The sequence below is a fragment of the Enterococcus sp. DIV0756 genome (assembly GCF_051710745.1).
GTDB lineage: Bacteria > Bacillota > Bacilli > Lactobacillales > Enterococcaceae > Enterococcus_A.
In genome coordinates this window covers 1,102,558-1,127,275 of the sequence record NZ_JBIOLF010000002.1, presented here as the reverse complement: position 1 = coordinate 1,127,275, position 24,718 = coordinate 1,102,558, and the positions used below count along the sequence as shown (strand labels likewise).

Here is a 24,718-nt window from a genome sequence, read left to right as displayed (position 1 = left end):
CTCCAGCTTATTTTTTAAATTTTTGTCAGCATTGTCCGTGAGATGATTTCATCCTGAACGTCTTTGCACAATTCTACGAAGAAGGCACTGTAGCCAGCTACCCGCACGATCAGATCACGGTATTGTTCTGGATGTTTTTGCGCTTCAATCAAGGTATTGTTGTCTAAATAGTTAAATTGCATTTCGCCATTGCCTAAATGACAAGCCGTCTTAAGCAGTGTAATTAAGCTTTCTTCGCCCTCCGGTGTATCTAAAAGACCAGTCATAATCTTGAAGTTATGCACCATTCCGATATTCATGCTATCGTTGGACATTTTTGAGATTGACTTGATAATCGCTGTCGGACCTTTGAAATCGGCGCCTTGCGTTGGACTGATTCCGTCAGATAGCGGTGTCCAAGCTTTGCGTCCATTCGCTGAAGCTCCCGTCATTTGTCCAAACGGTGTATTGTTTGAAATCGACAACGTTCCGTGACTCAATACTGAATACAACGTTTTATATTTACGATGCTCCGCTTCTGTAAAGTTAATCAGATCCGCCGCGATCAAATCAGCATAATCATCATCATTTCCATATTTCGGTGCGTTCAAACAATCCGTTCTCATGCGATCATTGTTCGCAAAGTCCGCTTTCAGCCCTTCGTTAAGTTCTTCTAAAGTATATTTTTTCTCGTCAAAGACTAGTTTTTTGATGGCTGCCATTGAATCCGCATAGGTTGCTAAGCCTGACCAAACAACACCCGGTCCGAAGTTATACATCGCTCCGCCAGAAGACACGTCTTTCCCGTTTTCCATACAGCCCTCGTACATGATCGACATCAATGGTTTCGGTGCTAGATCACGATGGACACGTTGAGAAATAACGGTAGCTACGTCTGTCCATTTCGTAATGTATTTGATCTCCTCTTTCACGGCTGCTTCAAACTCTTCATAGGACTTGAAGCGAGACAAATCACCCATATCGGGACAAACCTGCTTGCCGTACCACAGCGGTACGCCATGATTCAGAACCAGCTCAATACAAATCGGCCATTGGGTGTAGGCGGTAGAGGTCCATTGATACAACCGGCCTGACTTTTGCGGTTCCACACAGCCCATCAAACAATAGTCTCTAGCATCTTCAATTGAGACACCTTTTGCCAGCATCATCTTGATGTGTGTATCATCAAAGTGACACGCTGGGAAGCCCATACCCGCTCGAACAACATCCACGATTTTCTTCAGGTATTCGCGTGGAGAATGGTTGTGAATGCGGCAGGCAAGTGAAGGTTGATACACCTTGACATGACGAACAGCATCCATTAATAAATACGTCAATTCATTGGTAGCATCGCGCCCTTGACGGTTCACACCACCAACACACATATTGACGAACGGTTGGTAGCCAGCGAAGAATTTCGAACCGCCTTCACTAGTGATCCACATCATTTCTGACATCTTGATCAACATACAGCCAGCCAATTCAAAGGCTTGGAATTCATTCATCCGTCCTTCTTCTAGGTCAGCTTTAAAGTATGGATACATGTATTGATCCACACGTCCAATCGACATACCCGTCTGGTTTTCTTCAACAACTAACAATGATTCAATTGTCCAAACAGCTTGAATCGCTTCCCAGAAGGTATCCGGTTTATGGGCAGGAACTTTACGATTGACTTCAGAAATTTTCAAAAGCTCAGCCTTGCGTTTCGGATTGGTTTCCTTCGCAGCCAACTCTGCAGCATAATCCGCCATCCGACGGGCATAGATCATAACCCCTTCAGTCGTATCAATGATTGATTTATAGAAATAGATTTTTTCAATATCATCAGGATTTTCATAATCTAATTCTTCCAGATGCGCCTTGGCTTCATTCTGAATATCGATCATGCCTTTTTTCATCAAAATAACATCATATCCAGGATTGGAATCGCCGCCGCCATTCAGTGCGTGGTACGAACAATCGGAAACGAAAGATTCGCCAGATAATTCCCAAGCACCTGCTTCACGGTATTGATCTTCACAATATTCATCGACAGATTTACCTTTCCAGAATGGGAAAAGCTCTTCGCGCATAATTTTTTTATCTTCATCCGAAATATAAAATGGGTCCTGTGGACGACTACCGATCGTATCAATCTCGTCCTCCATCCAACGCCAAGCAATATCAGGTGAAAAAGCCCCAGCACGAGGTTTGCCATTTGGTGCGCCAACGATCAGCTCGTGATCTTGAATCACCAACGGTGCTGTTTCACAGCAATACCGGAAGCATTTAGCCCGCAATACAATCTTCGGCATACCAGGGTTTTCTTTAGCGATTTTGGTAATTGCCCGAGCTCGGTATGTCGTAATGGATGGTACTTGCTCTAAATAGTTGTCCTTCAATGCCTGCAAACGTTTCGTAATTCCATTAGGGATCTCTGTTCCCTCATCCGAGACCAGTATTTCTGTTACGACGTCGTCTTTTTTGACTTCATCTGAAACAGAAGCAAACATTTTCATCAAGGCCGTTCTTTCTTCTGAGCTTAATTCTTTTGTCGCTTCAGCTAATTTTGCTGAAAATTCTTTGATGTCCATCAGTTTCCCTCACTTTACTGCTCAATTATTTTTTGTAAAAATTTTTCAATAAGTAATTGTTCATCTGAAACGCTTTTGTTAACTCCTTTGCTCGACTCCTTACCCGCCGCGTAGCCAATTTCACGGACATAGGTGAAGTCCTTTGCGGTAATATTTTTAGCTTTGAATCCGCGCCCCGTCGTCATTCCACCCAAAATCAGAGAAAGTGGCAAGGTTGAATGAAGACCGATTCCTGCCAAACTCGCTCCAGCATTTACGATCATCCGACCAACAGGTTTCTTCAATGCGAATTCTTTGATAATACATTGATCGTTCGAATGGATCGCTAACGTGTGCCCATTGCGCTTCTCTTTTAGTAACTGAATACATTTATCACAGGCATGAATCCAATCAGATTCCAAATAGAGGGTTAAAATTGGACATTTTAATGCTGTGGTAAAGGGATTTTCGTCAAAAATATACGGTTGCTCCGACACTAAGACTTTCGTTTTCTCTGAAACAGTAAAACCAGCGATTCTAGCGATCGTTTGTGCATCTTTTCCGATAATGCTCGGATTTACTTCATTACTTAAAAATAATTTAGTTAAGAGCTGTTTTTCTTCCGCAACAGTCATAAAATGCGCACCAGACCTGATCATCTGCTCTTTTACTTCCTTTGCGATTACACTTTCAGCAATGACAAATTGCTCCGCTGAAGGCAATAAGCCATTATCAAATGCACGACTAGAAACGATAGCTTCAGCCGCTTGTTTGACGTCGGCTGTTCGTTCGACAAAAACCGGTACCGACCCACAACCACCATAGATAACCGATTTTGGATATGTCCTTAAATCAAAGTAATCTGGACTACCAATATTGATGACTAAATCAATGGCTTCTTGCTCAACTAAGGCGTTCACTCCTTCGATAGTAGTGTTTTCCATATAGCCGAAACTGGATTTAGGCAAGCCTGAATTGGCGTGGTTAATGGTTTCAACTAATTTAGCAACGGTCTCTTCTGTTTTATTCTGAGGAATCAAAATCACCGTGTTTCCAGCTTTTAAGGCACTTAATGTGGCAAAAAGTGCATTTAAAATAATATTTTCTGCTGGTAAAATAACGGCGACAACGCCAAACGGTACCCCGATTTTTTTTAAAGCAGCTCCCTTGTTATCCAAAACACCGATTACCTGCTCCTGTAACGAATCAGTCAGCTGAGCTAAAAAAGTTTGGTATAACTCTGTTTTGTCTTGACCATTGCCTTTTCCCGTCATTGATACTTCGAAGGCAACCAACTCTGGCAATAACTTTTGTACCTTTGCAATCATTCGTTGGATCATGCGATCCAGTGTTTCTTGGTCATATTCTTTCAGTAAAGAATGAGCATCACGAGCGGATTCAACTAAGATGCGGGCTTCTTGGATTGATTTTAGATCTTTATCCACAAACTGCATGTTTTCCACTCCCTTATGCTGGTAGTAATTGCTCCAACGAATACCGATCAATGATCTTTCCTAAATCAATATGCGGACTTGGGATCACAACGGAGCTATATACCTCCGCGCCCATTTCTTCGACTGCCGCAATTCCTGTTTCCACTGCTGTCTTACATGCTGCAACATCTCCTCTTACGATGACGGAAATGTAACCAGACGCCACATTTTCATAACCGACCAATTCAACGTCCGCTGCTTTACACATGGCATCGGCGGCTTCCAAAACAAAAACTAAACCAAATGTTTCGATCGCACCGATTGCTTCGTATCTTTCCATTTTTCCCCTCCTAAACTACTGATCAATATCATGAACAGAAACAATGTCACCCACAGCACGAATGGGTCTTGGCATAACGTTTTGAGCAGTTAAGGTCCCGATTTCCGCGGCTACTTTTGCTCCCGCAGCTACCGAAGCCTCCACCGCCGCGACATCTCCTTTGATCATGATCGTTACCAGTGTTGATCCAATATTTTCATACGAGATCAGCTCAACATTGGCCGCCTTTAGCATCTCATCGCAGGCTTTTAATGCTGGAACTAACCCAACTGTCTCGACCAATCCTAGTGCTTCTTCACCTCTGTATCTCACTGATAGACCTCCTTAGCTTTTGCGATAAGCAGCATCTACATACTTAGAAACCGTTTGCCGCCCATCTTCCGTGATCATATAGCGCATCACTAATTCACTATTTTTATCCAAATCGTAACTCGTCATTTCACATAACCCGTTTGCTTCAAGAGCTAATAAATGGTCAAGGTACATTTTATTGTTGAACTGTTTTTCACTGCCATAATCCTTTTTCAATGCAGACATCACTTCTTTTACGTCCACCTCATGGTGATCAAACATGTAATTCAGAACAGCCATTCTAGTTGGTAGCGCCATCTTATGCATCTCCCTTTCTAAATAAATCTAAAGGATTCATCGTTACGATGATGGCTCCTAATACGATTACAATCGAACCGATAACAATTGTTGTTGTGAGTGTTTGACCTAAGAACAGGACACAGAACAAAACTCCCCAGAACGCATAGGTCACATTCAATGACATTCCGATCGCACAACCGACCATTGAGTTGGCTTTATACCAACAAACAAACGATGCCGCCGCACTTAATCCAGACAACACAAGCCACATAATTGGGATACCGGCAGTCATTGTTCCGCCTAGCAGTTTCAACCCGCCGACAAGCGGTACAATCAGAATCAAAACAACTAAACCTGAAATTAATTCACGTAAATTCACTGCAACGTCGGTATCGATCATCGCCCCGCCAAAGCTTGAGAAGACCCCTTCCAACCCCCAGCAAACCGCGGCAATCAATGCACAGACAATTCCTAAAGTGAAGTTGGGCGCGCCCTCTGGTTTGACCCAGTTAATGATGATGGCACCCACCACACACAGAAGCATTCCGAAAACAACACGCTTGGTTGGACGTTGCTTCAGGAATATCCAAGCAAATAATGAACCAAACAAACTACAGGTTGCTGAAATCGGGATCGCATAAGCTCCCGCCATTGCTAACCCGACAAGATAAGCCCCGTTTGCTACTGGACCACCTAAAAGGAAGCCGATAACCAACATCTGTCCGGGTTTTGTTTTTAACGTTCGTGACAATTCCTTCAAACGACCATGTTTTGCGTTATAAAATAATAGCCAGATGCCAGCAAATAAGTCGTTCAATCCAGAACTTACAAAGGGGGCTGCTAAGAAACCTGCCGCGCTAACTAAAGGATCATAGCCGCTAGCCACCATCACTAAGGTCGAATAAATTCCATAAGTTAACCCTGAAAACAAGCCATTTCCGATGCCAGCGATTCGGAATTTTTTCCCAACCGCTTTCATTTTTGATTCGGCCGAAACCGTTGTTTGCATGACGCTCTTTTCACTATTCATACTGACTCCCCTTATTCATTTGTTGTATGTGGAAGAATGGTTTCTACTTCACCGTGTGGACGTGGAATTACATGCACAGATAATAATTCACCAACTCGTTGTGCAGCCGCTGCCCCAGCATCTGTAGCAGCCTTTACTGCGCCAACATCCCCACGCACCATAACCGTGACGATTCCACCGCCAACAAGCTCTTTACCGATCAGGGAAACATTCGCAGCTTTCACCATTGCGTCCGCTGCCTCGATTGATCCTACTAGACCCTTTGTTTCTACCATTCCTAATGCATCGTACTTCACTATTGTTCCTCCTATTCGCGATTAAATCGCATACATTTTTTATGCATTTTTACTGTAGATCGTTCCCTTACGGTAGGAGTCAACCCCAAATTTTTAAAAAATTGTGAAGTATAACACAATAGCGTTGTTATACTTCAGATGTGATTCTCAATTAACTGTATTAATCGAGAATCTTCAGATGAAAATCTTTTCACCACGTGATTCATTGGATGATGTCGCTTCTTTTAGATTAAAATAATTTTACAAAAGCCCTCCCTCAATTCTTTTTTTAATTAATACAGAAATAAAAACCGTTGAATGAAAATAGAAAGAGTTTGTGCATTTTCTTTCCTCGAATGAAGTGAGATTTATAGGAATGATTAAAAAAGAAAATGTTTCAAGTGTTGTTGACAAAAGGATAAATGCCTTACTATCAACGACCGTTTTCTATTTTTTAAACCTTGCCCTTAGAGACAAGGATCATGCTACTTCCACATTTTCTAGAATATTTACATCATCATTTTCATTTTCACATAAAAAAAGAGCTAGGCAGCTTAGGCTGACTAACTCTATCTTGTTACATTTTCGTAGCGGGTATCATGATTTCAGTGACGAATTTATTGGTATCTTGCGTAGACCAATAATCAATGACGTAGCGCTCAAAACAATTTGGGCCAATCTCATACTGATGTTCCTTCGCCCATTTTTCTAATAGCGGATATTTATCCGCGCTATCTTTTTGATCTCCAAAATGATACATACAAACAAACATCTGTCCGCCAAACGCTTGTCGCGGCAAAAGAAACTTACTATTTCGAACAGGCTTTTGAGTGACCGTAGCTCGTTGGATGGTTCCCGCAGCTTTTGCTTTATAGTCTGCAAAGCCCAAGATAACGGGACCTGTGATCTCACTTTCAGAATTCTCTAATAAGTTTGTCCATTCAATATTGATAATGGATTTTTTGTAATCGTATTCAAAATTTTGCTCTAAAAAATAGTACTGGTCACGATCAATATACTTCAGGCTGATACTGGTAATATTATTTTCTATCGCCATCGTACCTTCGTTAAGAAGACCGACCCAATCAGAAACCGACTCGTGACAATTCTGAATCCGTTCTTCTTCCTTTTTCAGTTGATCAAGCTTGTTAAGAAAGTTGCGTTGGTGATAAAAATAATTTGTTGTATTCGAAACCTTTGTCATTTCCTGTAGACGAAACCCAATTTGCTTGTAATACTTTAAAACTGGAATCAACATTACTGTATCTTCGCTGTAATAACGATACCCATTTTTGGGACTTACATAATCAGGAACCAGCAGACCCAACTCCTCATAAAAACGCAGCGTCTTTCTAGAAACATGACAGATTTCTGCCGCCTCACCGATACTGTGTAATTTCTTCGTATCTACCCTCGTCACCATCATTTCGCCTCCCTAATAATTCTTCAAAAATTATGAGGCGTTCTGTAATCGTTGTCAAGGCGATTTCTCGACTAGGTCGTCTCAGAACTGAAAAATATTGTGAAAAAATGCGTTAATATCAATGGATTTGAGCCTATACTTTTTTTATTTAATTCTATTAAGAAGTTTGAATAAAACGACCCTATTACGTCTAGTCCCCAACGCTTATATCGTTATTTTATACAAATGAATTAGTTTGTTTTTTAATGATAGCTACATTCTGATAGCGCACGAATAAATTGGCAAAACAATTCTTTGGAAAATGAAAAAGAGCTCAATTTATTTCATAGAACAATTAGTCATTTTATGAAATCCCTCTTAAATTCACATTCGCTTCTACGGAACAAACAACTGTACAAACAAGTATTTGTTGTTTATTAAAAACCAACTATTGAAAATCACTCCACTTTTTTCTTTTTAAAGACCAGTATTTTTTTCATTGAATGTTACAATTTCTAAACCTATTATATTGCTGAAATTTCAATCAGACAAAATATTACAACGGAAAAAACGATCCTTTTTAAAGCAATAAAATATCGTTATTTAAATTTGGAACCTTTCTTCAAAAATCGAACTTTTCAGACCAGAGCAGATAAAAGGGAAATTTTACCATTTCCACTTTCATCTGCTCTTTTTTTCACACAATCATTCGGTGATCAAACAAGCTTTGATCGACATTTTGGCTGCATTTTTAGCCGGCTTGTTACTCGCTCTTTTACTGATAACTAGAAGCATCAGTAACCATAAAAGAGTACTAATAACAATGTATAACGGTGAAAGCTCAATAGGCGCATTTAGTGTGACCTGACTAAAGTAGTTGATGGCTAAGAAAATCGCAGGGAGTGATAGAATAGCAGAAGCTCCCCAACTGACTAATGTAATAAATAAATTTTCCGCTGCAATTAGTTTGAGTATTTGTTTTTTTGACGCTCCAAAGGACTTCATAATGCCAATTTCTTTTACTCGTTCAAGGGTTTGGATGTTCGTTGTTGACGCCAAACCAAAGCCCGAAACAATCGTGATCATGAGAATCACAATTAATAAGGTTTGAAAGGTCGGCATAAAGTGACTACTTAAGATAGAAATAGCCTCATTCTTTGTTTCACTCTGTAGAATGGAAATGCCATTATCCAACAGCTTCTCCTCTACTTGATGAAGGAGTTTCACTCGTTGTCTTCCTTTAAGATCACTGTTAATTGTCGTTTGATAGATATATTGCTGTTTTTTAATTGGCAAAAAATGGTCTAATGTTTGTTGACTCAAATAGATGGTTGCCCCCGTCAAATCTTTAATAATTCCTCCAATTGTGAAATTGGCTTTTTTTCCTTGAATAGTTAATGGAACCTTATCTCCTAGCTGTAACTCCGGATGTTGATTAATAAATTCATGACTCACGACAATCTGATTAGCTTTTGTGTTGCTCAACCACGTTCCTTTCATTATCTCTGGCTGAAGAAAGGTGCTATTTTTAGGAAGTGCCACAATTGGATAGCTTTTATCTTGATCCGTTCCTTTTTCATGGTATTTCCCACTGGCACTGCTCCACCTCTCATAATGCTTGATACTTTCCATTGATTTCAATGTTTCCTTAACTGCTTTCTCTCCAGTTGAACTCGTCAGAAAACGGTATTCATACTTAAATATTTCCAAATTTTTAGTCAGGGTAGACTGAACAGATAACATCGCTACTAAAACTGTAATGAAGCAAATACCGCTGATAGTTAGGGTAAGCACATTCATTACCAGACGACTTTTCTTGCGGAAAGCATTTCTCACTGATAAGCGGGTCGGGCGAGTGAACATATTTTTCATGAAGGAACTACTCAAGCCCTGGTTGATTGATGAAGAACCGTAAAGTGCTTGATAAATCGTGATTTTTGTTCCCTTTGCGATACTCGGATAAGCGATGCAGATCGGAAGTGCCAAGGTTAGTCCCAGAAAAAGAATTGAAAATCCAATGGGAACGGCTGAATGGGTCAATGAGATATTACTAATCCGCAATAACCGTTCCGATACAAACTGAGCTAACATCTGGGATAGTGGTAAAGAAACTAGGCTTGCTGCTGCAATCGGTAAAAATAACATACTCAAATAAGCACCCACAATTTGTCTGGTTTCCGCGCCAAAGGATTTTAAAATTCCCATTTGCTTGACTAGCTGAGACAAGATCGAAGTAATCAAACTGCTCATGATCAAACAGCTAAAGGCCAGCGCAACGAAAGAGAACGTCCGAAATAAGAATAGAGCTGTCTTATACTCCTCCAAATGCATACTCACTCCAGGAGTGTCTTCAATCAAAATATTCTTTATTTGGTACCCATTTTGCTCCAATAATTGCAGGTATTCATTACTAACAGAGACAATACGATCTCGGTCATACGCATCCCCAGTAAGCTTTATCTCAATTCGATTTTGGGCTAACCCAATTGATTTCAAGGTTTCGGGTGAGACATATGCATAAATCGTATTATGCATAGTCGCTGGATGGACACTGATATCATTGATAACACCTGTGATTTTCAGCTGCTTTTTCTGTTTATTCGGAAGCTGAATCGTCAAATGATCGCCGAGTCCTTTATCTGCAACGACTTTAGCGTCTCGCTCGATCAACATTTCTCCGCTTTTCGGATGCTTCTTACCTTCCATTGGCACCACTTTATTTATGCCTATTTCCCCAAAATCCTCTGCGGAAAAAAGCTCCACAGTTTTCCAGTTCCCTTTTCTGTTCTGACCACGCATTTGATGAAAAGACTTCACTTCATAGTCAGCAATGGCATCAAAATTTTCCGTCAAGTCGATCAGTTGCGCATCAACTTTATTCACATTCAACGTCGCTGATGAAGGATTTATTGCCGTATGTGTCGCAAGGATTTCATTAGTTATCAACTCGTTTGAAAAGAGCATCGTGCCAAAGGCGATCATTCCAACTAAAATCGCAAATAATGCCAAGATTGATTTTTTACGATTATTAAATAAATCGCGAAATGCCATTTTATACAGCCGCCAAGACATGACTCCACCCCCCTACCTTGATATCTTCAATGATCGTTCCATCATTCAGTGTAATTTTTCGTGTAGCCCCTTCAATAATTTCACGCTCATGAGTAACCATTACAATTGTTTTCCCTTGCTTATGTAAGGTACGAAGGAGTTCAAAGATACTCTCCGCATTGGCAGAATCAAGGTTTCCTGTTGGTTCATCAGCCAAGAGAATTGACGCATCATTTGCCAAGGCCCGAGCAATCGCCACCCGTTGCTGTTCTCCTCCGGACAATGCATTTGGTAATTTATCTCGATGTTCACTTAACCCTACTAATTTAAGCAGCTCCATTGCTTTTCGTTCTCGTTTGTCTTTCGCAACCGTATTTACCAAATCCATCGGTAAAAGTAAATTTTCCATGACCGATAAGGTAGGAATAAGCTGAAAGAACTGAAAGATAATTCCTAGCTCTTTCCCCCGCCAACTAGACAGCTCCTCTTCATTTAACGAAGTAATCTCTTGTTGATTGATTCGTACACTCCCTTCGGTTAAATGATCCACTCCTGATAGGATATTAAGTAGTGTGGATTTCCCGCTCCCTGAACGTCCAGTTAACAGGACATATTCCCCTTGAGCAATGGTTAATGAAATTTGATCTAGAGCCTTTGATGCGATTTTTCCGGTTTGGTAAATTTTCGATACATTTGTCATTTCAATCATTTTAAAAAACTCCCTCTCGTTTCTTGTTGCCTTTATTATGCAGATGCTTTGTTTGAATTTCGTTTGAATCGTAAAAATGTTTTTCTGCATTCAAATGAATTTCAAACAAACTTCCCGTATACTAAATGAAAGAAACAAATTTTGGAGGTGCCGTGTTTGAAAGTATTATTAGTAGAAGATGAAGAACGTTTGGCCGAAGCGATCCAGCATATTTTGAAAAAGGAAGGCTATGTTGTAGATGTCAGCAGCGATGGACTAGAGGCACAGGCACTAGCGGAGACGGGTATTTATGATGTGATTATCCTAGATCGAATGCTGCCGAATAAAGAAGGTGTGGAGATTTTGAAGGCGTTGCGTCGGCAACAAATCGCTTCTCCTGTCATTTTTTTGACTGCAAAAGATTCTGTCGCCAATCGCGTGGAGGGGTTAGAGGCTGGTGCAGATGATTATTTAATCAAACCCTTTGCCAATAGCGAACTGATCGCGCGCGTTCGTGCCTTGAGCCGTCGAAAGGACAACTTTGTTCAAAATGATCGATTAACAGCAGGCAAACTTGAGCTGAACAGCAAAGAATGCGAAGCGACGATTGAGCAAGAAAAAGTCAAGTTAAGTTTGAAAGAAGCGCATTTATTAGAACTATTCCTCCAAAATAAAGGGCAGACGCTGTCAAAAGAACAAATTCTCGATCGTGTTTGGCCCTTAAATACCGAAGTTGAACTAAAAAATGTTGATCTTTACACCTACTATTTGCGCAAGAAAATCGATTTTCCTAAAGCCAATCTCGTTTTAGAAACAATTCGCGGCGTTGGTTATGCGCTTAAGGAGCGGTCAAATGCTTAAAACATTGAGACGTCGTTTCATCCTTTTTAATATGCTCGTCGTTGTCTTATTGATTGCTGTGTTAACAGGAACGATCTTTGTAGGTACTAAAAATGAGTTATCACTGCACCGAATTCTTTTTGTCGCAATTTTTTGTATTTTAATTGCTTTTATCGGCAGTTATCTGATCTCAAAGCAGGCTGTTTTGCCTATAAAAAAGGCTTGGCAAAAGCAGCTTGATTTCACCGCCGACGCTTCCCATGAGTTGCGAACACCACTAGCAGTCATTCGCACAAATCTCGAAATTGTCATGGATAGTCCTGAAGAAACCGTCGCCAGTCAGATGAAATGGTTGGAAAATATACACATCGAACAACAACATATGGAACGTTTAGTGGCTGATTTATTGACGATTTCGCGATCGGACACTGGTGAAGAAGAAATTCAACGCACTACTTTTGCTTTAGACACTCTTTTACAAGAAATCACAGAAAAATTTTTACCAATTTGCCAACAAAAAGCTCTTCAACTAGACGTTGCTATCGCTCCTCACGTTTCTTTTTTCGGAGACCAACAAAGGATCAATCAGTTAGTCATGATTCTGCTGGATAATGCCTATCAGTATTCCAATTCTGGTGGAACAATCACGCTAACTTTGAAAGATTTAACAAATGAGGTTCAACTTTCCATCAAAGACACTGGAATTGGTATCTCAGAGGAAAACCTTGACAAATTATTTGATCGTTTTTTCCGTGTGACCGATTCACGGAAGCAGAATCCTGACGGGTTAGGTTTAGGGCTTGCTATTGCAAAATTAATTACAGAACAGCATCAGGGAACCTTGACAGTTACGAGCGAACTTGGTGTAGGAAGTGAGTTTCGGATTTCCCTTCCGAAAACCAGTAATACTACTCTGGAAGTTTTGGAGGATTCTTAACAAAAAACCCCTAAAAATGGAGATGGAAAAATGAAGGCTCATCGCAATAAATCGTTGATTCTTTTGTTGGTCTTGTTCTTTTCCTTGTGCTTCTACTTTTTAACTAAGCAATTAAACAAAGAATCAGGCACAATGGAACTTTCCAATAAAACTGTAGTAGACAATCAAGCATTTCTAAAGCTGTTCTCTGGTGAATGGAACGCGTCAAATGGGACAAGCAGATTAACCTTCAGCAAACAAAATCAAGTTATCGCACTTGAATTTCCAACAGACAATCAAACCGTTCACGTGACTGTTTCCAGTCAACAGCCTTCAAGAAAACGTTGGCTTCTGTCGCCCACTGATGGTAAAGAAACACTATATAGTGTGACCCTGGTTTCTGATAATGAACTCAGCTTTCAGATTTCCTCGATGAAACCCAACACTGAAGGTACCTCAAAACCGGAGAGCTTTTATCGCGTAAAGTAATTAACAAATTAACTTTATTTTTGGAAAGTCTTTTCGAAAAGAACTTAACAAAAAGAAAGCCGAACAGGTTTATGACTGTCACTATTGATAGTCATAACCATTCGGCTTTTTTCATTCGATTGCTTAATTAGTAGTGTGTTTTCTTCTTCCTAAAGCTCATCCATTGGAAAAACAATCCCTGATTGTTTTCTCATTTCAGTCAAGGTATCGTGGATAGCCAAACTCATGTCAAAGGGAACCTTGGTTGATTCGATTTCATTTTTTTCTACCTGAGCGATCATTTCAGCGATTTCATAAGAGAAATTCTCTTTTGGCGTGACTCCTAATTCGGTCCGTTTTCCGGTTTTTCTTTCGATAAAACTGATTTTTTGTGGCTGACTCGGCTGATCAATCAACAATTGACCCAGCTCTCCACAAATTTCACAAGTATTAACCGTATCGCTGGCTTTCGAATAATTTAGCGATACATTAAAATCTTCGTAACTAAGAATACTTGACCCAGCAACATCCGCTCCTGTATCCAGTAAGGAAGCCGTACTGAGAATCTTTTTCGGTTTGCCGAATAACCCAACACAATCAGCGACCACATAGACACCCAGGTCCATCGTGGCACCATTGGCTAACTCCTTTCTGAAGGTCGTAGGATTTTCCCCGCTTAAATAAGCATCATATCTAGAGGAGTATTTAGAGAAATTCAAGTTGACTTGACGAATCCTTCCAACTAATTTCAGACTATCCCGCAAAATTTGAAAATTAGGATTGTATAGTGGAATCAGCCCTTCTTGTAAATACGTTTGATTTTTTTTCGCACAGTCAATCAGTTCTTTTACCTGCTCCAGATTGGCTGCTAAAGGTTTCTCACAAAAAGTCGGAATGCCTTTTTCCAAAAAATAGGTCGCGACTGGGTGATGCAAGCTGTTAGGGACCGCGATATAAACCGCCTCAATCAGTTGAGAGTCAGACATCTCCTGATAAGAATCAAAAGCATGGGGAATTCCGTATTTCTCTCCAAATCCTTTCGCTTTTTCTAACGATGTTCCACAAACAGCGACGACTTCACATTCCGCTACCTGAGCAGCTCCAGCCATAAAAAAATCTGTTACAAAATTTGTTCCAATTACACCAAATTTCACACTAACTCCTCCTTCTTACTCCAATCAATAATGACACCAGTGTATTCATTTTTCTTGTTCATCAATCCGTCATACGCCTCCATCAGATTCTCTTCCGTTGGGGCGATCACATGACTAATAAAACGATCGACATCAATCGTTTTGTTAATCAATAAGTTTTCAATGTATTTTAAGCTTCGATGAATCGAAAGTCTCGATCCTTCCTGTTCCTCATAAGGATACCTGCGATTAAACGCACCGATGACCGTGAGCATTTTTGTATGAATCGCATTGAAGGAATCCGTAACATTCGTCTCGTATGCTGTTCGAGGTGACCCCATCAAGATTACTTGTCCATCTTTACCCGCAATTTTGATGGCAGTCTCAATGCTTTCTGATAAGCCCGTCGCATCCACGACAATGTCCACGCCTTTTTTATCCGTAAGCTCCATGACCGATTCAGATTGCTCACTGGGTTCACAGTTGATGACATGCGGAACGCCGATAGCTTTCGCCAGCTCCGCCCGATGTGTCACAGGTTCTAAAGCGATCACTTCGACGCCCATCTGCTGATAGTAAATCGAGAGGATCAATCCTAATGTTCCCATCCCCATTATTGCCACCGTATCTCCCAGTTTGACATCTGCCGGCAAAATTCCGTTCATTGCAATCCAGCACATCATAAGAAAAGAACCTTCTATCGAGCTCGTTTCCTCTCTTAACTTAAAAAGCACGCCGCCATCACTTTTCATCGGATCATAAAACTGCATACTACTATGAGGTCCGTTAAACAAAACCCTGTCTCCGATATCATAGCCTTTTGCCTGTAATTCAGTACCAATCTCCAAAATCTTACCAACCGAGCAATATCCTGGGCGAACAGGATAAACCGCGCCCTTTTTCAACCCAAAAACCCGTGATAATTCTGTCCCGGCACTAATCAAAGAAACCTCGCTTTTGATCAAACAGTCGTTTGTTGCAGTCCATTTCGGATCAATCTCCTCTTGAATCAAACGAACATCCTTCACCCCGTTAATCACAACACTGTTAGCTAAAATCATGATCATCTCCTAAAAGTTGATATGTCGATATATCTTACCAGAAGCGTAACACGTTGTTAGAAGACAGTCAATCTGCTATGATAGGGTTAACGATGATATAGCAACTTTACAAGTTGACTTATCCAAATATCAAAGACTAAAGTGGGTAAATCAATGAAAAAAACACAAACGTTTAAATATACCATGATTAAAAACGACCTGATAACGGCGATCAAGACAAAAAAACTGAATGCTGGCGATAAGATATTATCCGAGGCGAAACTATGTAAAAAATACGAGGTTAGCAGAATTACTGTGACTCGCGCAATCAACGAACTCGTTGCTGAAGGGTATCTTTACCGCATTCAAGGAAAGGGAACTTTTGTTAAAGGAAAGCAGCTTTCTGAAGGGGTGTCCCAGCTCTCAAGCTTCACGGATAGAATGAAGGAAAAGCAGCTTAACCTAGAAACCAAAGTACTAGAAACAGCCAGTGTTCCCATTCCTATGAAGATGGCGAACTTTTTCAATCTACCAGTTGATAAAAATGTGATTCTGTTAAAACGACTGCGGATTGTCGACGGCGAATTATTGTGCTTGAGCATCGCCTATTTGATGCCAGAATTTTTTTATTGGACAACCCTTGAGGATATGGAACATGAATCTCTTTATGATCTTTTAGAAAATAAATACGACTTTAACTTGGGCAGTGCCACTCAAGAATTTGAGGTTGGGTATTTGACTGAAGAGAATGCCAAGTTCCTACAAATCTCAAGTCAAGATCCCTGCCTTAAACTCTCTTTGTATAGCACATTAAATGATGGACGGCCCGCACAATTTGAAGAGACGTACTATGTTGGCAGCAAGTATGCTTATCAGCTATTCCTGCCTGCTCCCCACTCATTTAATAACGTTCTTAACGCTGAAGAACTGAACGACGGATAAAGGAAAAAACGCGCATAATCTATCTCACTTGATAGAAATATGTGCGTTTACTTTACGTTTGTTAAGTTCTTTTCTGAAAAACTTTACGATTAGATAGTCGGAGGACTTTCCTCTAAATTTCTTGCTAGTACATTTTAGATTTATTTAGTCCCTCATAATTTTTTACTGCGACAATAATCGACATAGCCAAAAGCAAAGGCTTCGATCAATAGGAAAAATGACGAGGAAGTTTGCAACCACCAATCGTTTGGGTTTGGGCTGCGGCTGCTTGAAGCGTAAAGTGAATAGTCGGCTCTGCCCGATAACAAATTATTTTGCATGTTCGTGATCGAAACAATCGTTGAATGATAGGTCGAGAGAACATTCAATACATTAAAGAGATGTTGATTTTCCCCTGATAGAGAAAAGACAAAGATCAGATCCTCCTTAGTAATATTTTCGATGATCCGTTTAAATTCGTTTGATTGTGAGGATGCCGGGATCATCTGCGCGGGTTTTCCGATCAACAATAGCAGTCGTTGTAATTCAGCTGCTTGGTTTTGCTGGGTGACACCCGTTCCCAGCAAATAAACATTTCGACTGTTTTCCAACGCTTGATAGATTTTTTCCCAATCGTTCGCCTCAAGATAATGAATCGTTCGCTGTGCATCTGAAAAAATCCTTCGTTTAAAGGCTGTCTCCTTTTCGTTCTCATTCGGATTGTTTTGCCATTTCAAAAAATTACGCAGCTCGCTAAATCCAGTGAAGCCCAGCTTTTGGGTAAAGCGAATCACGGATGATTTTGATGAATGACAAACTTTCGCAAAATCATTGGTCCCCATCGTTGTTAGCTCTTTGGGATGTGCATTGATATATTTGACCATTTGGATATCCACTTCATTAAGTGTCTCGTAATGTTGATTGACAATATCAGAAAAAAGCATCGCCAGCCCTCCTTTGCTATTATTTTACTCTACAAAAAATTCTAGGGATACTAAAACTGGGAAAAGCATTAATGAGCGTCTCATTAATGCTTTCCTGCAGAAAAATTATTTTAAATCAGGCCACCAAGTGCCGTTGGCTTCAATCATTTCATCTAGGATCTGTTTCGCAACAGAAGCTGAGGGAACGGTCTTGGACAGCGTCATTGCCTGCCATAATTTTTGGTATGACCTTTCCTCAAAGGCATCCACCACTAATTTTTCGACCGCTACCTGCTGCTCGATCATTCCCTTTTGGAAATGTGGAATTTTCCCCATACATAGAGGCTCATAGCCACGCTTACTGACAATACAAGGGACTTCAACCATTGCATCATCGTCTAAGTTAGCGATCGCCCCTTCATTTTTGACAATTAGAAGCATTCGTTCATACGTATTATAAGCCAATGCTCCTGCCAGTTGAACGATAAATTCCGCGTGCTCTCCTGCCTCAATCGTAGTATCCTCTGCTGTTTGAGCCGCCGCGATACGTTCACATTCTGCAAAAACATTTTTTTCCCGATTGTCCATTACTTCATTGGCTCGGGTATAATTCGGATCGGCATGGGCCACAACATAATCCGGATATAGATAGTATTTCAAATAAGTATTGGGAACCGTGCTTGGATCGACGGCATAAACATCCTTAACTTTTTGGAAAGTATCCATCCAGCTTGATTCTTCTAGCAAAGGATTTCCTTCATCTGTCGCAGCCGCGTAGCCAAATTTCGCCACATGCTCTTTCAATTTCGGCATTAGATCATTTCCCTGCTTATCAGTCATTTCTGTCCACCAACCAAAATGATTCAAGCCATAATAACGATCAACGATGTCACTTTCATTTTCAAGACCGACAATATCCGCGATAGATTTCTTGATGGCAACCGGCATATCACAAATATTGATGATTTTGGCATTCGGGCGCATTCTCCGGGTTGCTTCGGCTACGATTGCCGCTGGATTTGAATAGTTCAGCATCCAAGCATCAGGCGAATATTTTTCCATATAATCAATCAATTCAACCACTCCAGGAATCGAGCGCATGCCATACGCCATCCCACCTGGTCCACAGGTTTCTTGGCCAACGACCCCATATTTTAAGGGGATTTTTTCATCTTGTTCCCGCATCTTCAAGCCGCCAACTCGAATATGGGCCATCACAAAATCAATATCGCTAAAAGCTTCTTCCGGATCTGTGGTCGCCAAAAATTCAATTTCTGGCGCGCGCTCCTTTACGATCACCTCACAGGCTTTTGCGACAATGCTTTGCCGTTCTTGATTATTATCATAAAATTTCAACTTCCGTAACGGGAATTTATCTTGGTTTTCAATAAGCATCATGACGATTCCCGCGGTATAGGTACTTCCTCCGCCTGCAATTACAACTGACTGTTTTTCCAACTTCATTCTTCTCTTCCTTTCGCTGCGTTCAAATGGTTATGACTCACTCATCCCTAACCTTTCGCAGATATCTTCTTTGAATACTTGCACGCCCATGCCGATAATTACTTGCACACTCGTACCATTCAAGACAACTCCCTTTTGCTGGGAGATCTTTTCTAATTGCGCAGAGTCTACTAGCGTTTGATCCTTGACTGTCACTCTTAATCTGGTGAAGCAATTGGAAATGGTTTCGATATTTTCTTTTCCGCCTAAACCAGCAACAACTAAGTCAAAGTCATTATTCCCGGCAGTCGTTAAATCTCCATTGGGAACATTTTCCAAAACGAGTTCTGCTGCTAAATCATCTTCTCGTCCTGGCGTTTTAATGTTCAGTTTATTGATCAATGTCACGAAAATTAAATACCAGATCACTGACATGATCAGTCCAACGATAATTACTAAATAGAATTTCGTAACCGATGGACTGAATACGGAATTTGAAACAAATGTGTCGATTAATCCGTAGAGCATATACGTTCTAGCCCCGATCGCCCAAAGAATCGTCTCTGAGATAGCCGTCAGCAAGCTATGAACCAGCCATAATAATGGTGAGACGAACAAGAAGGTGAAATCGATCGGCTCCGTGATCCCCGCCACTGCTGAAACAAACATTGAAGGCAAGATCATCCCCTTTACTTCCTCCTTACGATGCTTTTTAGCACAGTGGATCAGTGCCAAAGCCACCGCAACTGAACCGAATATTTTCACAAAGCCAAAGGTCGCGAAGCGCAAGGATGGATCTAAACTCGTGATTGTTCCGGCATTCGCCATCTCCGCATAGAAAATGTTAGCTGCACCGTTATAAACCTGACCGCCGATCTTCGCGGTCCCGCCTAAAGCAGTAAAACAAAACGGCATCCATAATAAATGATGCAACCCTGTGGGAATCAAGAAGCGATTGCCAAAGGAGTAGATGAAAACACCGAGTAATCCTGTCGTCAAAATGAAACCAGACAATGAAGTAATCCAGCTATTTACCACTGGCCAAATATAGCTCATGCCGATCGCTGTTACTAAGATGATCGGGATCAGAATCATGAAAGAGAGGCGCGAACCACCATAAATACTCAAGAAATCTACAAACTCCTTATCAGAAAAGCGATTGTGAATAAATGCTACAAGACACCCTACTAACATTCCTAAAAAGACATTCATGTCAACGACCTGGAAGCCTAAAACAACCGCCTGCCCCGTTCCGAAAAGCCCCATTTCACCTGCTTCTGCCAATTGGTTGGTCAACGTCAGCCAAGCATTGTTAGCCGCTAAAAAGAAAAGAAATGCGATCAATGAGATAAGAGCTGCTTCCACTTTTTTCTTTTTTGCTAAAGAGGCTGTGATTCCGACACAGAAAATTAGTGCCAAATTATTCAACATGCTGTCCATCATCGTCTTGATCAATCCGCCGAAGGTCTGCAAGACAGTCGGCATGAATTCTAATTGTAAAATAACAGATACTGCCAAGAACAACCCCATTACCGCCATGAACTTGACTGGAACGATTACCGCTCTGGAAAAGTCCTGCATCGTCTGAGAAAATTTACTTTTCATTATTTCTCTCCATTCATTTTATTGAGTATACGTATCTCTTGATCCTAGATTAACAACATTTGAAACCAGTTACAATATTTCGCCAGCTCTTTGGACCCAGGTCCACGGATAGGAACCAAAAATAAAACAATATTTTTTTAATAACAAAAAAACAGCTAAACGCTCCCTCGATGTCTAAGGGTGGTTTAGCTGTGTTGATTCTCTTTCGCTTATTCAGTTATAGAAGCCTTGCTGTAAAGATCATTCCTATTCATCAAACTGATACAACGCAGTAGACAAATACCGTTCTCCATTATCCGGTACGATGGCCAATACTTTTTTATCCGCTCCTAATTCTTTGGCAACTTCGAGGGCTGAATGGATCGCTGCTCCGGCTGAGATACCAACCAAAATTCCTTCCTTGGCAGCGACTTCTCGAGCCGTTTTCAACGCTGTTTCGCTGAGAACAGAAAGCACTTGATCGTAGATCGTCGTGTCTAATATTTCTGGTACGAAGCCGGCACCGATCCCTTGGATTTTATGCGGCGAATGTGCGCCACCCTTTAAAACAGGGGATTCTTCTGGTTCCACAGCATAAATTTTTAATGCTGGATTTGTCCGCTTCAGCTCTTGACCTGCTCCGGTGATCGTTCCGCCGGTTCCGATCCCTGCGACAAAGGCATCCAGACCTGTAGCTCCAAAGACATCTCCAATCTCTTTTGCGGTCGTTTCGCGATGGGCTTCAGTGTTTGCGGGATTGTTGAACTGCAACGGTAAGAAAAATCCGTCTTGGCTGGCTAACTCAGTTGCTTTTGCAATAGCTCCTTTCATTCCTTTGGCTCCCGGCGTCAAAATCAAGGTTGCTCCGTAGGCTTGAATCAGTTTTCTCCGTTCGATACTCATCGTGTCGGGCATTACGATAATGACCGGATACCCTTTAGCCGCTCCAACCATTGCCAGTCCAACTCCAGTGTTCCCGCTGGTGGGTTCCACGATCGTATCTCCTGCCTTTAAGTCACCTGATTTTTCAGCAGCTTCAATCATATTCAAGGCGATGCGATCCTTAACACTACCGCCAGGATTAAAGAACTCCAGCTTTACATAAACCTCCGCGCTATTTTCCGGTACAAGCTTATTTAGCTTTACAATGGGTGTCTCCCCAATCGTTTCTAAAATGGATTGATAGATTTTTGCCATGTTGATTCCTCCTGTTCACTTCTTCTATGTGAATCAACTATACCTTTCTCTATGCTATTTTTACCAATTGCCCTTTTTTATGGCTGGTCATTGATTTTAGTTATGACCTCAGTTTAAGTACACAAAAATGGCTCAATCTCAGCTTTAGAAGATTGAACCAGATGTGTATATTCTATCGTTTTGGATTAGCTGTCATATTTGCCGTTATTACTGAACACTACGTATATCAACATGCCTGCGCCGATCATCGCGCAAGCCGCACCAAGAAATGGTACGATCTGTCCCAGTTCAGACACTGTCATAAGGATCGCACCGCCCACAAACAGAAATCCAGCAGCTAGTAGATTCTTCATATTGACCTCCAATTATAGGAAACGTGTCAACCATCGTATTTGTTCCTGTCCGTCAATTCCCTTTCATTTTACAATGGGGAACTCTACGGAAACAAGAATGGTGCCTGTGAAGAAATAGACAAGCAAGAAACGGCTATCCATGGATAAGCGGCTACTAATGAAATCTTGAAATACAGTGAAAAATCCGCTTGATGAACAGGATCGAAGTAAATTTGATAGATTAATGCTCGGTGACGAGGAGGATTCCATTCCTTGAACGGCTGGCTATAAACTCGGGTATTATATGGTGTCGAATTATATGAACAAATTCAATTTGTCCGATTTTAATAACTTGCTTACTGCCGTACCCGAGACAATTTATCAAAACAGCTCATTAAACTGAGCGTGAAAAAGATCGCTAATCATCGCTCTTCGTTCAAACGGTAATATACGCAACGCTAAAACGGCCACAGAAGAAGTGTTAATTCTCAGTGACCGCTGTGTTTTATTTTGTCAGCTTACCAACCGCTGCCTGTGCTTCCGTGATCCCCGTTTCTATTTCTAGTACGCGATCCTTCAAATTGGTAAAGACCACCATCGTTGTGGGTTCTTTTCCCTTCTCGGCTAAGTAATCTAGATCAACTTCGATCAACGGCGTACCGTTCTTGACTGAAGCACCCTCTTCTATCAATAACTTGAAGCCGTCACCCGCCAGATCAACGGTATCAATTCCAATATGGACCAGTACCTCTACACCTTCTTTATCCACTAAGCCGATCGCGTGTTTTGTTGGAAAGATCGAAGCGACCTTGCCCTTGATCGGCGCAAAAATCCTGCCGCTGGTTGGTTTGACCGCAAAACCATCACCCATCATTTTATTGGCAAAGACCGGATCATTGACCTGATCGATCAGGATAAGTTCCCCATCAACTGGGGAGAATACGTCTTTTTCTTTGGTTTTAAAATGAAACATTGTCCTTCTCCTCACTGAAATTGATTACTCACTGCTGGAACTTGAATGGTGCCACAGGATAGCCTGCTTCATTGAACAGTGCCACAACCGGAGCGTTCTCCCAAGCATAGCTGATTGCCTGACTGTTCTCGTATGTCTCGATCAACAGCTGATTGCCTTCAAGCGAGATTTTTTTGATTGGCGCAGCCAGCTTGAGCGCCTGCTCATCCAACAATTTTAGAGCGCTCGCTTGGTCCACTATGATCACGACCTTTGTATCTGTCCAGTTGACTAATTTTGCGACAGGCGCGCTAGGATAATGTACGTTGTCTAAGATTTCTCCCACCCGTTGGCCCAACACGGATTTCTCCTGCGGATGAATGTCATCAACTTCCCCGCAGTCAAGGCTTGTCACTAAGAACGTAGCCTCGTGTTTTTGAAGCGCCTTTGCTTGGGCCGCTCGCACGCTGGCCCAGTCATGCTGCGGTTTGTCGGCACAGACAGGCAGCTGCACCAGATAAAACGGCACCTGCTGCATCAGATCCTTGCGCCAACGAAGAATCAGCCGATCCAATAAATTCTCATAAAGCGAACCAACGGCTGTGTCTTCTTCTCCTTGATACCAGATTACCGCCGAAAAGGTAAAAGGGGTGATTCGTTTGAACATCTTTTGGTACAGCCCACCGGGACGATTGAACAGATACGGATTGGCTGGCGGCGGCCATGGTGAATGACCGATCTGCTCTTTGATCTGACCCATGGTTAATTCTGGATGCTCCTTCGCCCAGACTGCTCTTTTTTCGACGTGTTGCTGGTAGTCAGCTAGATAGCTGGCAAATTCAACATCAAAGTCCTCCTTGTCTTTTCCTTCTGTCGCCTCTAAGAACGGAATTAAAATTTTCTCTTTTAGCATGATGTCCTCAGATAGATCCTCTTCACTCATCCAACAGCTGGCACTTGTTCCGCCCTTGCTGCAGACGACAATACCGATGATCCGTTCTGGATAATTTTTATGATGCTCCTTCATGGCATAGTAGGCGACGGCGGATAAGGTTCCTAAGTTTTCTGAAGTTAACTGCTCCCATTCCGCTTTTGACTGTTCATCTAGCTTCAACTCATAGTCAGGCATCGGAACATTGTGGAAGTAAATCGACAGCTCTTCCATCAGCGACTGTTCTTCTAAAAAATGGGTTTCCTGTGACATCGGATATTCCATATTTGACTGACCCGCAAAGAGAAAAACATCACCATATTGGACGGTGATCTCCATCGTCTCTTTCCCAGCGTTGATTCGCATTTTTTCAATCAGACCATACGCTTGTGGCGGTACGGTAAAGACAAACGCGCCTTTCGAATCACTCGTTTCTTTTAACCTTAAGTCATCGATCGTGAGAGTGACTTCCCGCTGAGGTTCAGTTACTCCGTTGATCAAATGAACCTTTTCTGCCTGCAATACCACATTATCTGTTAGTAATGAATTCAGCTTTAACATGACCATCAATTCCTTTTTATTCATTCTGACCTATACTCTGGTTATTTGGTGATAGGAAACAACCAGCAAATCACTTTTTTGTAAATAGTTACTATTTAAATTTTAAAAACGTAATATGTTACATAAATGATAT

At 41.4% G+C, this 24,718-nt stretch carries 23 protein-coding genes; 4 read left to right on the top strand and 19 right to left on the bottom strand.

Annotated features, from left to right (window positions below; genetic code table 11):
• Positions 1 to 14 precede the first annotated feature (14 nt).
• From cutC to IGI44_RS21675, 10 genes are all read right to left on the bottom strand, one after another.
• On the bottom strand, positions 15 to 2,555 hold the full coding sequence (cutC, locus tag IGI44_RS21720; protein WP_438789995.1) for a choline trimethylamine-lyase: 2,541 nt from the start codon (positions 2,553 to 2,555) through the stop codon (positions 15 to 17).
• A 14-nt stretch (positions 2,556 to 2,569) separates the two neighbouring features.
• Positions 2,570 to 3,988: an aldehyde dehydrogenase family protein gene (locus IGI44_RS21715; RefSeq protein WP_438789994.1), complete on the bottom strand. Its 1,419-nt coding sequence runs from the start codon at positions 3,986 to 3,988 to the stop codon at positions 2,570 to 2,572.
• Positions 3,989 to 4,001: 13 nt separating this feature from the next.
• Positions 4,002 to 4,307, bottom strand: coding sequence for a BMC domain-containing protein (locus IGI44_RS21710; RefSeq protein WP_102866474.1), 306 nt, complete (start codon positions 4,305 to 4,307; stop codon positions 4,002 to 4,004).
• Positions 4,308 to 4,322: 15 nt separating this feature from the next.
• Entirely contained in the window at positions 4,323 to 4,619 is a 297-nt protein-coding gene (locus tag IGI44_RS21705; RefSeq protein ID WP_438789993.1) for a BMC domain-containing protein, read from the bottom strand.
• 12 nt (positions 4,620 to 4,631) lie between these two features.
• Positions 4,632 to 4,916 carry a hypothetical protein gene (locus tag IGI44_RS21700; protein ID WP_438789992.1) on the bottom strand — a complete coding sequence of 95 codons (285 nt, stop codon included), beginning with the start codon at positions 4,914 to 4,916 and terminating at the stop codon, positions 4,632 to 4,634.
• A 1-nt stretch (position 4,917) separates the two neighbouring features.
• Complete coding sequence (locus tag IGI44_RS21695; protein WP_438789991.1) at positions 4,918 to 5,928, bottom strand: DMT family transporter; 1,011 nt, start codon at positions 5,926 to 5,928, stop codon at positions 4,918 to 4,920.
• Between the two features lie 11 nt (positions 5,929 to 5,939).
• A complete protein-coding gene (gene eutM / locus IGI44_RS21690) occupies positions 5,940 to 6,224 on the bottom strand; it encodes an ethanolamine utilization microcompartment protein EutM (protein ID WP_016178649.1) in 285 nt (94 codons plus the stop codon).
• A gap of 556 nt (positions 6,225 to 6,780) precedes the next feature.
• A complete protein-coding gene (locus IGI44_RS21685; RefSeq protein WP_438789990.1) occupies positions 6,781 to 7,629 on the bottom strand; it encodes a MerR family transcriptional regulator in 849 nt (282 codons plus the stop codon).
• 681 nt (positions 7,630 to 8,310) lie between these two features.
• Positions 8,311 to 10,677 carry an FtsX-like permease family protein gene (locus tag IGI44_RS21680; protein WP_438789989.1) on the bottom strand — a complete coding sequence of 789 codons (2,367 nt, stop codon included), beginning with the start codon at positions 10,675 to 10,677 and terminating at the stop codon, positions 8,311 to 8,313.
• On the bottom strand, positions 10,658 to 11,365 hold the full coding sequence (locus IGI44_RS21675) for an ABC transporter ATP-binding protein (RefSeq protein ID WP_438789988.1): 708 nt from the start codon (positions 11,363 to 11,365) through the stop codon (positions 10,658 to 10,660). Before IGI44_RS21675 ends, IGI44_RS21680 begins: the two co-directional genes overlap by 20 nt.
• A 156-nt stretch (positions 11,366 to 11,521) precedes the next feature.
• Between IGI44_RS21675 and IGI44_RS21670 the strand changes: the two genes are divergently transcribed.
• Genes IGI44_RS21670 through IGI44_RS21660 form a run of 3 tightly spaced genes read left to right on the top strand, consistent with a single transcriptional unit; the run spans position 11,522 to position 13,589 of the window.
• Positions 11,522 to 12,205, top strand: a complete 684-nt coding sequence (locus tag IGI44_RS21670; RefSeq protein WP_438789987.1) for a response regulator transcription factor — start codon at positions 11,522 to 11,524, stop codon at positions 12,203 to 12,205.
• On the top strand, positions 12,198 to 13,121 hold the full coding sequence (locus IGI44_RS21665) for a sensor histidine kinase (protein WP_438789986.1): 924 nt from the start codon (positions 12,198 to 12,200) through the stop codon (positions 13,119 to 13,121). Before IGI44_RS21670 ends, IGI44_RS21665 begins: the two co-directional genes overlap by 8 nt.
• Before the next feature lie 30 nt (positions 13,122 to 13,151).
• Positions 13,152 to 13,589, top strand: coding sequence for a hypothetical protein (locus IGI44_RS21660; RefSeq protein WP_438789985.1), 438 nt, complete (start codon positions 13,152 to 13,154; stop codon positions 13,587 to 13,589).
• A 149-nt stretch (positions 13,590 to 13,738) separates the two neighbouring features.
• Here the strand turns inward: IGI44_RS21660 and IGI44_RS21655 are convergent, their stop codons facing one another.
• A complete protein-coding gene (locus tag IGI44_RS21655) occupies positions 13,739 to 14,722 on the bottom strand; it encodes a Gfo/Idh/MocA family protein (protein ID WP_438789984.1) in 984 nt (327 codons plus the stop codon).
• A complete protein-coding gene (locus tag IGI44_RS21650) occupies positions 14,719 to 15,762 on the bottom strand; it encodes a zinc-dependent alcohol dehydrogenase (protein WP_438789983.1) in 1,044 nt (347 codons plus the stop codon). Before IGI44_RS21650 ends, IGI44_RS21655 begins: the two co-directional genes overlap by 4 nt.
• Before the next feature lie 153 nt (positions 15,763 to 15,915).
• On the opposite strand from IGI44_RS21650, the gene IGI44_RS21645 reads away from it, so the two are divergent.
• Positions 15,916 to 16,683 (top strand): GntR family transcriptional regulator, encoded by a 768-nt coding sequence (locus IGI44_RS21645; RefSeq protein ID WP_438789982.1) that lies wholly within the window; start codon positions 15,916 to 15,918, stop codon positions 16,681 to 16,683.
• Positions 16,684 to 16,835: 152 nt separating this feature from the next.
• Here IGI44_RS21645 and IGI44_RS21640 read toward each other — a convergent pair whose 3' ends face one another.
• The 7 genes from IGI44_RS21640 to IGI44_RS21610 form a co-directional block, all read right to left on the bottom strand.
• Positions 16,836 to 17,606 (bottom strand): MurR/RpiR family transcriptional regulator, encoded by a 771-nt coding sequence (locus tag IGI44_RS21640; RefSeq protein ID WP_438789981.1) that lies wholly within the window; start codon positions 17,604 to 17,606, stop codon positions 16,836 to 16,838.
• 105 nt (positions 17,607 to 17,711) lie between these two features.
• The gene (locus IGI44_RS21635; protein WP_438789980.1) at positions 17,712 to 19,049 is read right to left on the bottom strand and encodes a 6-phospho-alpha-glucosidase; all 1,338 of its coding nucleotides are present in this window, start codon (positions 19,047 to 19,049) and stop codon (positions 17,712 to 17,714) included.
• 30 nt (positions 19,050 to 19,079) lie between these two features.
• The gene (locus IGI44_RS21630; RefSeq protein WP_438789979.1) at positions 19,080 to 20,633 is read right to left on the bottom strand and encodes a PTS transporter subunit EIIC; all 1,554 of its coding nucleotides are present in this window, start codon (positions 20,631 to 20,633) and stop codon (positions 19,080 to 19,082) included.
• A gap of 246 nt (positions 20,634 to 20,879) precedes the next feature.
• Positions 20,880 to 21,809 (bottom strand): cysteine synthase A, encoded by a 930-nt coding sequence (gene cysK, locus IGI44_RS21625; RefSeq protein ID WP_438789978.1) that lies wholly within the window; start codon positions 21,807 to 21,809, stop codon positions 20,880 to 20,882.
• Positions 21,810 to 21,994: 185 nt separating this feature from the next.
• On the bottom strand, positions 21,995 to 22,162 hold the full coding sequence (locus IGI44_RS21620; RefSeq protein WP_438789977.1) for a hypothetical protein: 168 nt from the start codon (positions 22,160 to 22,162) through the stop codon (positions 21,995 to 21,997).
• A 484-nt stretch (positions 22,163 to 22,646) separates the two neighbouring features.
• Positions 22,647 to 23,114, bottom strand: a complete 468-nt coding sequence (locus IGI44_RS21615; protein ID WP_438789976.1) for a PTS sugar transporter subunit IIA — start codon at positions 23,112 to 23,114, stop codon at positions 22,647 to 22,649.
• Between the two features lie 28 nt (positions 23,115 to 23,142).
• Positions 23,143 to 24,585 (bottom strand): sialate O-acetylesterase, encoded by a 1,443-nt coding sequence (locus IGI44_RS21610; RefSeq protein WP_438789975.1) that lies wholly within the window; start codon positions 24,583 to 24,585, stop codon positions 23,143 to 23,145.
• Positions 24,586 to 24,718 lie beyond the last annotated feature (133 nt).

Bases quoted from the DNA above. Each gene is read 5' to 3' on its own strand.
- IGI44_RS21645 (WP_438789982.1), top strand. From the start codon at position 15,916: ATGAAAAAAACACAAACGTTTAAATATACCATGATTAAAAACGACCTG.
- IGI44_RS21635 (WP_438789980.1), bottom strand. From the start codon at position 19,049: ATGAAGTTGGAAAAACAGTCAGTTGTAATTGCAGGCGGAGGAAGTACC.
- IGI44_RS21685 (WP_438789990.1), bottom strand. From the start codon at position 7,629: ATGATGGTGACGAGGGTAGATACGAAGAAATTACACAGTATCGGTGAG.
- IGI44_RS21615 (WP_438789976.1), bottom strand. From the start codon at position 23,114: ATGTTTCATTTTAAAACCAAAGAAAAAGACGTATTCTCCCCAGTTGAT.
- IGI44_RS21715 (WP_438789994.1), bottom strand. From the start codon at position 3,988: ATGCAGTTTGTGGATAAAGATCTAAAATCAATCCAAGAAGCCCGCATC.
- IGI44_RS21695 (WP_438789991.1), bottom strand. From the start codon at position 5,928: ATGAATAGTGAAAAGAGCGTCATGCAAACAACGGTTTCGGCCGAATCA.
- cutC (WP_438789995.1), bottom strand. From the start codon at position 2,555: ATGGACATCAAAGAATTTTCAGCAAAATTAGCTGAAGCGACAAAAGAA.
- IGI44_RS21700 (WP_438789992.1), bottom strand. From the start codon at position 4,916: ATGGCGCTACCAACTAGAATGGCTGTTCTGAATTACATGTTTGATCAC.
- IGI44_RS21640 (WP_438789981.1), bottom strand. From the start codon at position 17,606: ATGCTTTTTTCTGATATTGTCAATCAACATTACGAGACACTTAATGAA.
- IGI44_RS21680 (WP_438789989.1), bottom strand. From the start codon at position 10,677: ATGTCTTGGCGGCTGTATAAAATGGCATTTCGCGATTTATTTAATAAT.
- IGI44_RS21620 (WP_438789977.1), bottom strand. From the start codon at position 22,162: ATGAAGAATCTACTAGCTGCTGGATTTCTGTTTGTGGGCGGTGCGATC.
- IGI44_RS21630 (WP_438789979.1), bottom strand. From the start codon at position 20,633: ATGAAAAGTAAATTTTCTCAGACGATGCAGGACTTTTCCAGAGCGGTA.
- IGI44_RS21610 (WP_438789975.1), bottom strand. From the start codon at position 24,585: ATGTTAAAGCTGAATTCATTACTAACAGATAATGTGGTATTGCAGGCA.
- IGI44_RS21675 (WP_438789988.1), bottom strand. From the start codon at position 11,365: ATGATTGAAATGACAAATGTATCGAAAATTTACCAAACCGGAAAAATC.
- IGI44_RS21660 (WP_438789985.1), top strand. From the start codon at position 13,152: ATGAAGGCTCATCGCAATAAATCGTTGATTCTTTTGTTGGTCTTGTTC.
- IGI44_RS21650 (WP_438789983.1), bottom strand. From the start codon at position 15,762: ATGATTTTAGCTAACAGTGTTGTGATTAACGGGGTGAAGGATGTTCGT.
- IGI44_RS21710 (WP_102866474.1), bottom strand. From the start codon at position 4,307: ATGGAAAGATACGAAGCAATCGGTGCGATCGAAACATTTGGTTTAGTT.
- cysK (WP_438789978.1), bottom strand. From the start codon at position 21,809: ATGGCAAAAATCTATCAATCCATTTTAGAAACGATTGGGGAGACACCC.
- IGI44_RS21665 (WP_438789986.1), top strand. From the start codon at position 12,198: ATGCTTAAAACATTGAGACGTCGTTTCATCCTTTTTAATATGCTCGTC.